General features: G+C 35.5%; 10 protein-coding genes. All 10 read left to right on the top strand.

The window, feature by feature from the left end; all coding sequences use genetic code 11:
• Nucleotides 1-587: hypothetical protein (locus tag ACTTKP_RS09005; protein ID WP_442553568.1), on the top strand; the 587-nt coding region annotated here is incomplete at its 5' end.
• A 9-nt stretch (nt 588-596) separates the two neighbouring features.
• On the top strand, nt 597-3,197 hold the full coding sequence (gene clpB / locus ACTTKP_RS09000) for an ATP-dependent chaperone ClpB (RefSeq protein WP_442553567.1): 2,601 nt from the start codon (nt 597-599) through the stop codon (nt 3,195-3,197).
• A 214-nt stretch (nt 3,198-3,411) separates the two neighbouring features.
• Nucleotides 3,412-4,914: a sugar ABC transporter ATP-binding protein gene (locus tag ACTTKP_RS08995; RefSeq protein ID WP_442553566.1), complete on the top strand. Its 1,503-nt coding sequence runs from the start codon at nt 3,412-3,414 to the stop codon at nt 4,912-4,914.
• A gap of 15 nt (nt 4,915-4,929) precedes the next feature.
• On the top strand, nt 4,930-5,937 hold the full coding sequence (locus tag ACTTKP_RS08990; RefSeq protein WP_442553565.1) for an ABC transporter permease: 1,008 nt from the start codon (nt 4,930-4,932) through the stop codon (nt 5,935-5,937).
• A gap of 48 nt (nt 5,938-5,985) precedes the next feature.
• Nucleotides 5,986-6,987 carry an ABC transporter substrate-binding protein gene (locus ACTTKP_RS08985; protein WP_442553564.1) on the top strand — a complete coding sequence of 334 codons (1,002 nt, stop codon included), beginning with the start codon at nt 5,986-5,988 and terminating at the stop codon, nt 6,985-6,987.
• Nucleotides 6,988-7,187: 200 nt separating this feature from the next.
• Nucleotides 7,188-7,961, top strand: coding sequence for a response regulator transcription factor (locus tag ACTTKP_RS08980; protein WP_442553563.1), 774 nt, complete (start codon nt 7,188-7,190; stop codon nt 7,959-7,961).
• Nucleotides 7,954-9,036: a sensor histidine kinase gene (locus ACTTKP_RS08975; protein ID WP_442553562.1), complete on the top strand. Its 1,083-nt coding sequence runs from the start codon at nt 7,954-7,956 to the stop codon at nt 9,034-9,036. Before ACTTKP_RS08980 ends, ACTTKP_RS08975 begins: the two co-directional genes overlap by 8 nt.
• Nucleotides 9,008-10,474 carry a hypothetical protein gene (locus ACTTKP_RS08970; RefSeq protein WP_442553561.1) on the top strand — a complete coding sequence of 489 codons (1,467 nt, stop codon included), beginning with the start codon at nt 9,008-9,010 and terminating at the stop codon, nt 10,472-10,474. Before ACTTKP_RS08975 ends, ACTTKP_RS08970 begins: the two co-directional genes overlap by 29 nt.
• A gap of 12 nt (nt 10,475-10,486) precedes the next feature.
• Nucleotides 10,487-11,473, top strand: coding sequence for an ROK family protein (locus tag ACTTKP_RS08965; protein WP_442553560.1), 987 nt, complete (start codon nt 10,487-10,489; stop codon nt 11,471-11,473).
• Nucleotides 11,457-11,900: D-sedoheptulose-7-phosphate isomerase (locus ACTTKP_RS08960; protein WP_442553559.1), on the top strand; the 444-nt coding region annotated here is incomplete at its 3' end. The genes ACTTKP_RS08965 and ACTTKP_RS08960, both read left to right, overlap by 17 nt.

Raw genomic sequence — 11,900 nt, 5'->3', positions numbered from 1 at the left:
ATACCAACCGCTCCAATCTTATTAACCAGATACTTGCAGAAAGTGTAAATTTTGTAACTCCGGAAATGAGGATGAGAGACATATTTACGCAGCTTGAAAATATACTTTCAGAGAGCTGTTATCAGATATTAGACAGGTCATCGGACTCTATGTTTGCCCTAAGAAGCCCGATAAGATATAAATATCGTCCTATGGTGAATTATACGATTGAGCTTTTCAGAGAGCCAAAGGACATAGTGGGCAGGCTGAAGGTTTCCTTTAGAACAAGCAGCAGGAATTTTACCGATGCGGTCGAGGCTTTTTTTGCAAGATGGATGTGTATGGAGAATGAATATCTTCATAGAGTTCATACGGAAGGAGTGCCGGCGAGTCTTGAAAATGCCAAATATGTAAGAGGCTTCTTAAAGGTATCTGATGAACATGAACTCAGTGAAAATGATATAGCGGCAGCTATAGGAGAGTATATAAAGGTGCTTGATAAATGTATTAAATTTTATTTTGAGCACCTTGAGGACGAAGAATTAATAGAAAAAATGATTCACACCTCTTATAAGGTTTACCTTGAAAGTGGTGTGTATGTAGCATAAGGAGGCAATATGAATACTTCAAAACTTACAGCAAAATCTGTGGAGACTCTTGAAGCTGCCAGAACTCTGGCAAGGGATAACAGCAATCCTTATATAGAAGAGTCTCACATTTTGTACGCTTTACTTACACAGGAATCAGGACTTATAGGCGGACTTATCACCAAGATGGGCAAGTCGCTTCCTAACCTGATTGCAGAGACCAAACATATAGTTGACGGCTTGCCTAAGGTAACCGGAGATGTAAGCGGAGAGATTTACATTTCAAACGAAACCAATGCAGCCCTTAATGAAGCTGAGGCTCAGGCAACCAAGATGAAAGATGAGTATACATCTGTGGAACATCTTATGTTAGGTCTGCTTAAAAAGCCTGACAGAAGGCTTAAAGAGCTTTTTACTACGTTTAACTTAACCGAAAAAGATTTTCTAAATGCCCTTATGGAAGTCAGAGGTAATCAGAGGGTTACAAACCAGAATCCGGAGGACACCTATGATGTACTTGCTAAGTATGGGCAGGATCTGGTAGAACTTGCAAGAAATAATAAACTTGATCCGGTTATAGGCAGGGATGATGAAATAAGAAATGTAATCCAGATTCTTTCAAGAAAAAGAAAGAATAACCCTGTACTTATAGGTGAGCCGGGTGTCGGTAAGACAGCTATAGCTGAAGGACTTGCTCTTAGAATAGTAAAGGGCGATGTTCCGCAGGGACTTAAAGACAGGAAGATATTCTCCCTTGATCTGGGTGCTCTTGTAGCAGGAGCAAAGTACAGAGGAGAATTTGAAGAAAGGCTTAAGGCCGTACTTAACGAAATAAAGAAATCAGAAGGTGAAATCATCCTTTTTATAGATGAACTTCATACCATAGTCGGAGCCGGAAAGACAGACGGTGCTATGGATGCCGGTAACCTCTTAAAGCCTATGCTTGCAAGAGGAGAGCTTCATTGTATAGGTGCAACTACCCTTGACGAATACAGGGAATACATAGAAAAGGATGCCGCACTTGAGAGAAGATTTCAGCCTGTGCTTGTAGATGAACCTACAGTTGCAGACACAATCTCGATTCTTAGAGGACTTAAAGAGAGATACGAAGTCTTCCATGGTGTTAAAATCCAGGATGCTGCCCTTATAGCTGCAGCTACTCTTTCACATAGATATATATCGGACAGATTCCTTCCTGACAAGGCCATTGACCTTGTAGACGAGGCCTGTGCCCTTATAAGAACTGAGATGGATTCTATGCCGGCTGAAATGGACGATATATCCAGAAAGATAATGCAGCTTGAAATAGAAGAGGCTGCTCTTAAGAAAGAAGATGACAAGCTAAGTCAGGCTCATCTTGAAGATATTAGAAAAGAGCTGGCAGACCTTCGTGAAAACTTTAACGAAATGAAGGCAAGATGGGAAAATGAGAAGGACAGCATAGGCAAGGTTCAGAGGCTCCGTGAGGAAATAGGTGAGGTAAATGCACTTATTGAAAAGGCTGAAAGAGAGTATGACCTTAATAAGGCGGCGGAGCTAAAATACGGTAGACTTCCCGACCTTAAAGCAGAACTTGAAAAAGAAGAAAAACTTGCAGAGGAGAATAATGGTAAGGCTTCAAATAGCCTGCTTAGAGACCATGTAAGTGAAGAGGAAATTTCAAGAATAGTAGGTCGCTGGACAGGAATTCCTATTACGAGGCTTATGCAGGGAGAAAGAGAGAAGCTTCTTAATATGGAAGGAATACTTCATGAAAGGGTTATAGGACAGGATGAAGCTGTAACCAAGGTATCTGAGGCGATACTTCGTTCAAGAGCAGGTATAAAAGATCCTGACAAGCCTGTAGGCTCCTTCCTCTTCCTCGGACCAACCGGTGTAGGTAAGACAGAGCTTGCAAAGGCACTTGCACAGTCACTTTTTGATGATGAAAAGAACCTTATAAGAATAGACATGAGTGAGTACATGGAGAAATACTCCGTGAGTAGGCTAATCGGAGCACCTCCGGGATATGTAGGCTATGAGGAGGGCGGTCAGCTTACAGAGGCAGTCAGAAGAAAGCCTTACTCAGTAGTTCTTTTTGATGAAATAGAGAAAGCCCATCCGGATGTATTCAATGTACTTTTACAGGTGCTTGATGATGGTCGTGTTACAGATTCACAGGGAAGAACGGTTGATTTTAAGAATACAATTATTATACTGACTTCAAACCTTGGCTCTGTACATATACTTGAGGGAATTCAGGAAAATGGAGAAATTTCAAAAGAAGCAATTGACAGTGTAAATGATCTTCTTAAAGCAAACTTTAGACCTGAATTTCTTAACAGACTTGATGAAATAGTATTTTACAAGCCTTTGCAGAAGGAAAATATTGGTAAGATAGTTGACCTCATGCTTGAGGACTTGAAGTACAGACTTAGTGGCAAGAATCTTAAGCTTGAGGTGAGTGAAGCTGCAAAGGATTATATAATTGAAAAAGGTTATGATCCAAACTATGGTGCAAGACCTCTTAAGAGACTTATTCAGTCTGAGGTTGAAACTCTGATTGCAAGAGAGATAATAAAGAAAGATATAGCAGCAGGAACTACACTTAAAGTAGATGAGACAGACGGAAGGCTTGTTGTTAGTGAATAAAATATTATAAATAAAGAGATAATTAAAGAGGCAGTGGACTGTTTGGTTTACTGTCTCTTAAACTATATTATGATAAATTACCAATACAAATAATAATAAATCACATTAAATAATAAAAAATACCCTAAAATAATAAAAAATACCCCATATATCTTTGTGTAAATTTACTGTATCATAATATGTATAAAGATTGAATTAGAAAGACAGGTGGATTATGGGCGAAGTTATTGTTTCTATGAAAGGCATATGCAAGAACTTTCCTGGTGTAAAAGCATTGGACCAAGTAGACTTTGAATTAAAGTCAGGTGAGGTTATGGCTTTGCTTGGTGAAAATGGTGCAGGCAAATCTACACTGATGAAGATATTAAGCGGTGTATACACAAAAGATGCAGGAAGCATAGAAATTTTTTCTAAAAAATATGAAACTCTTTTGCCAAGCTCTGCAAGAGATGCCGGAGTTGCAATTATTCATCAAGAGCTTAATATGTGTAAGCATCTAAGTGTTGCAGAAAATATGTTTTTAGGCAGGGAACTTAGAGAAAAGTTTGTGCTAAAAAATAATAAGATGCAGCAAGAAGCAAAAAAATATTTGGATATGCTTGGAGTTGATATTGATCCAAATCAGGTTGTTGGAGATTTGCCGGTATCAAAACAACAGATGATTGAAATAGCAAAGGCATTATCAGTAAATGCCAAAATACTGATAATGGATGAGCCTACGTCAGCACTAACATCTAGAGAGATTGAAGAATTATTTGGAATAATTCATAAGCTTAAAAAAGATGGCTGTGGTATAGTATACATTTCTCATAGACTGGAAGAGTTATCGCATATAACTGATAGAATTACTATAATGCGTGATGGAAAGTTTATTACAAATGGTGAATTTAAAGATTTTACTATGGATAAAATCATAGCAGGCATGGTAGGACGTGAAATAACAGAGCAATTTCCAAGGATAGAAGTTGAAAGAGGAGAAAAGATTTTTGAAGTAAAAAACCTTAATGCAGGCAAGCTGGTACGTAATGTGAATTTTTCAGCCTATAAAGGAGAAATAATAGGATTTGCAGGCTTGATGGGTGCAGGCAGAACAGAAACTACTAGAGCAATTTTTGGAATTGATGAGAAGGAAAGCGGACAAATATTTTTGGATGGTAATGAAGTGATTATTAATAAGCCTGAGGATGCGATTAAAGCTGGCATAGTCCTTGCACCGGAGGATAGAAAAAAAGATGGCTTATGTACCAAATTAAGTATAAGAGAAAATATAGGTCTCCCTAATCTTGACATGATATGTAATAAAATTGGAGTAGTAAACAGTAAGCTTGAGCAGGAACTCTGTGAAAAGGCAGTAAAAGATTTAACCATAAAAACTCCTAATGTAGAAGTAAATGCAGATACTTTGTCTGGAGGAAACCAACAAAAAATAGTAGTTGGTAAATGGTTGGTAAGAAATTCTAGAGTTGTGATTTTTGATGAACCTACAAGAGGTATAGATGTGGGGGCAAAGGTTGAAATCTACAATATTATGAATGAACTTAAAAGACAGGGTATAGCAGTGATTTTTGTTTCATCAGAAATGCCTGAAGTTATGGGAATTGCAGATAGAATTATTGTAATGTGCGATGGAAGAATTACAGGTGAAATATCTGCTAAGGAAACGAGTCAGGATATGATTCTAAAGCTTGCGACTTCTTTTGAGAATAAACTTGCTTAGTTATAGGAGGAGAAAATGGAAAAGAAAACATGGTTTAATAAATTTCTTGAAATAAAAGGAATGAGGGCTGCCCTTACGGCATTTGCCGGTCTTATAATAGTTTATATTGTGTTTGGAGCTATGAATCCTAAAGTATTATCAATGAAAAATGGACTTAACCTACTGCGTTCAATGTCTAAATATCTCATTATAGGTGTTGGTCAGAGTTATGTAATGATAACAGGAAATATTGATTTGTCTATAGGTTCGTTAGTTGGTATGAGTGCTATGATGTCAGCAACACTTATGACTTTTGGGGTACATCCTGTTTTTGCAATACTTATAACAGTTTCAGCTTGTTTAGTAGTTGGAGTATTAAATGGAATCTTAGTTGGAAAGTTCAAGCTCCCACCATTTATAGCTACACTTGGAACTATGTTTGTAGCAAGGGGTATTGCTTATATAGTTAATAACAATAGGAATACAGACAACATTTCAAGTGGGGTTGGTGAAAAAACGGGAGAAGCTTTTAAGGAAATATTTTATTATGGAAAAACTATAGGTATATTTAATACATTTTGGGTAGCACTTATTATTTTTGCTTTATTTTTCTTTATATTATCAAAGACCAGAACAGGAAGACATATATATGCAATTGGATCGAATGTAGATGCCGCAAGACTGTCAGGTGTGGATGTATTGGCAACAACCATAAAGGTATATTTGGTAAGTGCATTCTGTTCAGCTATGGTAGGATTTATACTTGCAGCGCAGGCAGGAATGGGAAATATGGATGCCGGAAATATGTATGAAATGTATGGAGTTGCAGCCGGTGTAATTGGTGGAGTTTCACCTCTTGGAGGTTCAGGGCTATTGCTTGGAACTTTTGCAGGTGCAGGGCTGTGGCAGATACTTGAAAATGGACTAAATATGATTGGAGCACAGGTTGGACTTCAGCGTATAGTTATTGGAGTGATTGTTGCTTTTGCAGTATTACTGGATGTTGTTCTTAGAAAAGGAAGCAGGGTTAAAAAAAGTAAGTAAACCTAAATAATTGGGTTTATTATATACAAATCTAAGGAGGAATGTATTATGAAAAAAAGGTTGATTGCGGCACTTTGCATTGGAGCAATGCTCGGAAGCGTACTGGTTGGATGTGGAAAGTCAGGAGATACAAAGTCTTCTGCTAATAAAGAAGCATCAAAAATGAGTGCTGCAGCAAGTAAAGCAAGTACAGGCGGGGATGGCAAGGCCAAAGGTGATTATAAAGTTGCTTTAATTACAATGGATTCCATTGACCAGCATTGGGTAACTTTACATGAAGGAGCTAAGGCTGAAGCAGAGGCATTAGGGGTAAAGCTTGAATTTATGGCTCCTGATGTAAAAGATGATGCTAAGCAGATTGAGTGCATAAATAATGCTGTAGCAGGTGGTTTTGATGCGATTATAGTTGCAGCTAATAGCGAAGATGCAGCTTCCGGAGCACTTAAAGAAGCGGCAGATGCCGGAATTAAGATTGTGTATGTTGACTCACCTGCAAATGTTCCGGCAGAGGCAACCTTCTCTACAGACAATAAGGCGGCTGGAGAGGTAGCAGGAAAACAGATGCTTGATGCGTTAAAAGCTAAGGGTATTACAAGTGGAAACATCGGAATTGTAAATGTAAATACTTCAACTAATTCAACTCTTCAGCGTGAAGAAGGTTTCCGCAAGGCTTTTGAAGGAAGTGAATTTAAGCTTCTTGAAACACAGTATTGTGATGGTGATGCAGCTAAAGCACAGTCTATTTCTGAAAATTATTTAACACAGGATGTTGTAGGTATTTTTGGTGCTAATGAAGGTTCTTCATCAGGTGCCGGAAATGCTATAAAGGCTAATGGCGATAAGAATATAATTGGTGTTGGCTTTGATAAATCAGATACTATAAAAGGGCTTATTAAAGATGGATTTTTACAGTGTACAATGGCACAGAATCCTGATGTGATGGGTAAGCTTGGTGTTGAGGCTTGTGTTAAGGCATTAAATGGTGAGAGCCTTGGTGGAGAGGTTAAGGATACAGGTGTATCAGTGCTTACTGCAGAAAATATTAACTAAGATTTAACCTTAGGCTAAAAGACAGCATAGTAGATTGTTGGAAGGGGGGATGTCATTATGATATCCCCCCCCTTTTGTGTTATTGCAAGAATTGATAAATTGTTATAAACTAAATATGTTACTTTAACCGCCCCAATTATTCACAAGATGTTTTGTGCATAATTTGGGTTAAATAAATTCAGGCTTGATAAGGTGGGGAAATGATAAAATTAGTGATTGCAGATGATGAGGAAAGAGTGTGTAGTCTAATTTATTCACTTGGAGAGTGGGAAAAATTTGGTGTTGAAGTTGTTGGAAAAGCTTCTAATGGAATTGAAGCACTGGAATTTATAACTAATGATAATATTGATATTTTGATTACAGATATAAGAATGCCCGGGTGTAACGGATTGGAACTTATTACTAAGGTTAAAGAAATCAATTCCAAAATAAAAATAATTATTGTCAGTGGATATGCAAGCTTTGAATATGCACAAACTGCTATAAAAGAAGGGGCTGATTATTATTTGTTAAAGCCGGTGAATAAAGAAGAATTAAATGAGGCAGTAGAGAAGTTAAGTGAAAAAATTCGAAATGGATATGATGATACTAGAGTAAAGTATGAAATTTTAGATGAAAAGGAAGTGCCTGAGGAGGATGTAGGAAGAAATATAGAATCACATCCTATTAAGCTTGCAAAAAAATATATAGACAGTCATTACAAGGAAATGATTACTCTTGAAGCGGCAAGTGAAAAAGCAGGATTTACTCCGGTTTATTTCAGTACAATCTTCAAAAGAGAGGTTGGAGTAGGATTTAATAAGTATCTTATAGCTATTAGAATAGAAGCCGCAAAAGAATTGTTAAGAGAAACTAATGCCTCTATTTCTTCCATTTGTAAAGAGGTTGGATATTTGGATGTGAAGCATTTTAACAAAACTTTTGAGAAAGTCACAGGTGTAAAGCCATCTGTGTATAGAAAATTATATGGATAAGAAAAAGAATAAGAAAACAGTCTATTTAAGTAAAAATATTGCTGCTATTATAAGCGGTTTATTTATATATATTGCAGTACTTTTAATATATTTGTTGGTTAAGGGAATTGCAAATAGAGTAAGTCCCTTATTTGAAGTTTTATTGTTATTACTGCCATTTTTTGGATTTATTATATGTATAAATTTTTTTGTAATTATACCTTATACTAAAATGAAAAATCAGCTTCAAAGATTTAATGAAGGATTTATATCTACAGAAGATATAAATAACTTAGATATAAAATTGTGTAAGGATATAGAGATGTCTTGGAATGTAATTTATAATATATTTAAGAAAAACAAAAATTTGGACTTTTCAAAGCGTCAGGCACAGTACAGAGCTTTGCAAAATCAGATAAATCCCCACTTTTTATATAATACTTTAGATGGAATAAGGAGTGAGGCGATTATTGCAGGAAATGATAGAATTGCGGATATGACAGAGGCTTTAGCAGTTTTTTTTAGATATACAATTAGTAAAGTTGAAGATTTGGTTAAAATTAAAGATGAATTAGACAATTGTAGAATATATTTTAAAATTCAACAATACAGATTTGGGGATAGAATTAAATTAGAAATTGAGGAAGATGAAGAAGATAAAATAGCTATTCGAAATTGTTTAATTCCGAAGCTTACACTTCAACCGGTTTTAGAAAATAGTATTATTCATGGTACTGAGCTGAAGCTGGGAACAGGAATTAGTAAAATTATATTAACTAGGAAAAGCACGGGAATTTTAATTAAAGTTAGTGATAATGGAGTGGGAATAGATGAAAAGACATTGTTAAAATTAAATCAAAGGCTTGGCTTAAAAGAGGATAATGTTATAAATTCATTTAAAGATGAAATGGGGGGTATTGCCCTTACAAATGTGAATAATAGAATTCATCTTTTGTTTGGCGAGGAATATGGACTACATATATATTCAATGCAGAATATAGGTACTACTGTTGAGATTTTTATACCTTTTACTGAGGATAAGAAAGAAATTGGAAGAGAGTTATACAATGGTTTACGAAGTTCTAAGAATAAATGAGGTTACATACAAAAAAGAAGATGTAACTATGTTAAAAAATTTTAACTTGAGTGTATTAAAAGGAGAAATACTAGGGCTGCTTCCGATAGATTTATATGGTTTGGATGAATTGATAGAGATCATACAGCATAATTCAAAGCTGTTTTATGGGTATGTTTATTATATGGATAGATGTGTGAATTCTTGGAAAGGCAGTACAGGCAGCACAAATAGGGTTACTGTAGTTCAAAATGGAAGGTCTCTTATTAAGGAACAAAGTGTACTTACCAATATTTTTGTTTTGAGACAGGGATTTAAGCAAGAAATTTTAGATAAAAAGCTGCTTAAAAAACAGTTAAAACCTTTTTTTGAAGAAATTGGGACAGATATTTCACCTGATGCTTTGGTAGAATCGCTTAGTGCATATGAAAAGGTAGTGGTTGAGATATTAAAAGGAATAATTGCAGGCAGCCACCTTATAATACTTAGAGAAGTTGCATCGACAATAGGAGAAGAAGAATTTAAGAAGCTTAAAAGAATCTTGGAGTATTATAGTAGTAAGGGGATTTCATTTGTTTACATAAGTCTTCATTTTGAGGAGCTTAGGCAGGTATGCAAAAAAGTTGCAGTAATGATAAGCTCAACAATTGTGGTTTACCTTGAAGGTGATAATTTGATTAAAGGACCGTCTAAAACTTTGTATACAGATTATTATGAGAAAGTAGATAAAAAAGTAAAAAAAACATATATTAAAGAAAATAAAAAAGTACTTGCAGAATTGAAGAAGCTGGGAAAAAATAATGAGATTGATATATGTATTTATGAAGGAGAATGTTTGGTTATACAAAATCATAACATTAGTATATATGATGAAATTATAGAATTGTTAAAAGGTGAAAGAAAGGGGAATTTTTATTTATATGGTAAAGAAATATCTTTTTCCGACAGCAGGATAGCCTTTATAAGAAGTGTAGCTGTTCAGAGTATGATATTTGATGATTTATCAATATTTGATAACCTTGTTATAGGAACTAATGGTGAATTGGAAAAAAGATTTTGGAACCAAAAAATAAAAAGGTTGGTTATTGAAGAGTATATAAGAGAATTTGGAAATGATATATTTAATAAAGAATTATTGGAGCTAAGTGCTATAGATAAGCTGGAGCTTATCTACGGAAGAATTATGCTTAGGAAACCTAAGGTTGCTTTTCTTGAACAGCCTTATAGAAGCACAGATTTGAATAGCAGATACAGATTGTGGGAATTACAAAAAAAGCTCTTAAAAAAAGGAATCACTTTGGTAATTATAGCAGTGAATATGGCAGATGCCCTTACAATAGCAGATAGAGTAGTGAGGATTGGGGTAGATGGAAGAATGATGGAATACTATAAAGATGAATTTGCAAAGATGCCCGGGGATTTACCTTGGATTGAGGTTTATGAGAATTCGAATAAATGATTAGGAGGAAGAATGATAGCCGGAATAGATATAGGAGGAACAAAAAGTGCAGTCAGTTTTGCCAGAGAAAATAATGGAGAGCTAGAGTTTATTTTTAAAAAACAAATTAATACTGAGATTAATAATCCGGAAAAAATGACTGGAATATATAAGGAGATAATTGAGAAAAACCTAACCTTATTTATGGGAGATAAGTTGGAATCAATAGGCATATCCTGTGGAGGGCCTTTGCAGGAAGAAAAAGGACTTATACTTAGTCCGCCTAATTTACCTTTGTGGGATAAAGTGGATATTGTTCAACCATTTAAGGATATGTTTAATATTCCTGTAGGCTTGCAAAATGATGCTAATGCGTGTGCTGTGGCGGAATGGAAATTTGGCGCAGGTAAAGGCTATAAGAATATGATTTTTATGACTTTTGGAACAGGTTTGGGTGCAGGTCTGATACTTAATAATAAGCTTTATAAGGGAACTAATGGTAATGCAGGAGAAATAGGACATATTAGACTTGATGATGAGGGACCGGTAGGGTATGGGAAGGAGGGATCCTTTGAGGGGTTTTGTAGTGGAGGAGGTATAGCAAAGCTTGGTAGGAATTATGCAGAAATAATTCTTAAGAAGGGTAAAACAACAGGCTTTTGTAAATCAATTGAAGAATTAGATGAGATAACTGCTAAAAAAATTGGTGTTGCTGCTGATTTGGGAGATGAAACAGCACTTTTGATTTTTGAAGAGGTTGGAAGATGTTTGGGACAGGGGATTTCGATTTTGATTGATATTTTGAATCCGGAAATTATTGTTATTGGCAGTATATTTGCAAGAAAAGAAATACTTTTAAGATGTTCTATGGAGAAAGTCATTAATAAGGAAAGTCTTAAGCAATCGAAAAGTGTGTGTAATATAGTTCCTGCCAAGCTTGGAGAACAAATAGGGGATTACGCAGCTATAACGGTAGGCTTGGATGTGTTGGGAAAGGAATATAATGGATTATTTAAATAATTTAATTGAACGGTATCCTGTTCTTAAAGTTTGTAAGGATGATATTAATAATGCTTATGATTTATTGAAAGAAATGTATAACAATAGAGGTAAAGCTTTAATTTGTGGCAACGGTGGAAGTGCTGCAGATAGTGACCACATAGTAGGGGAACTGATGAAAGGTTTCTATAAAAAAAGACCAATAAGTGGAGAATTAAAGGCTAAGCTAGGTGAACTTTCAGACAAGCTGCAAATGCCGCTTAGAGCAATTTCATTAACTAATCACATTGCTCTGTCAACAGCGTTTATGAATGATGTAGCACCTGAGATGATTTATGCACAACAGGTGCTTGGATATGGAGATATGGGAGATTGTCTTATTGCTATAAGTACTTCCGGTAACTCTAAAAATGTTGTCAATGCCATAAAAACAGCTAAAGCACTTGGA

This window comes from Catonella sp. (genome assembly GCF_052169795.1).
Taxonomy (GTDB): Bacteria; Bacillota; Clostridia; order Lachnospirales; family Lachnospiraceae; genus Catonella.
The sequence above is the reverse complement of the archived record's forward strand: the minus strand, read 5'-3'. Positions and strand labels throughout refer to the sequence as shown.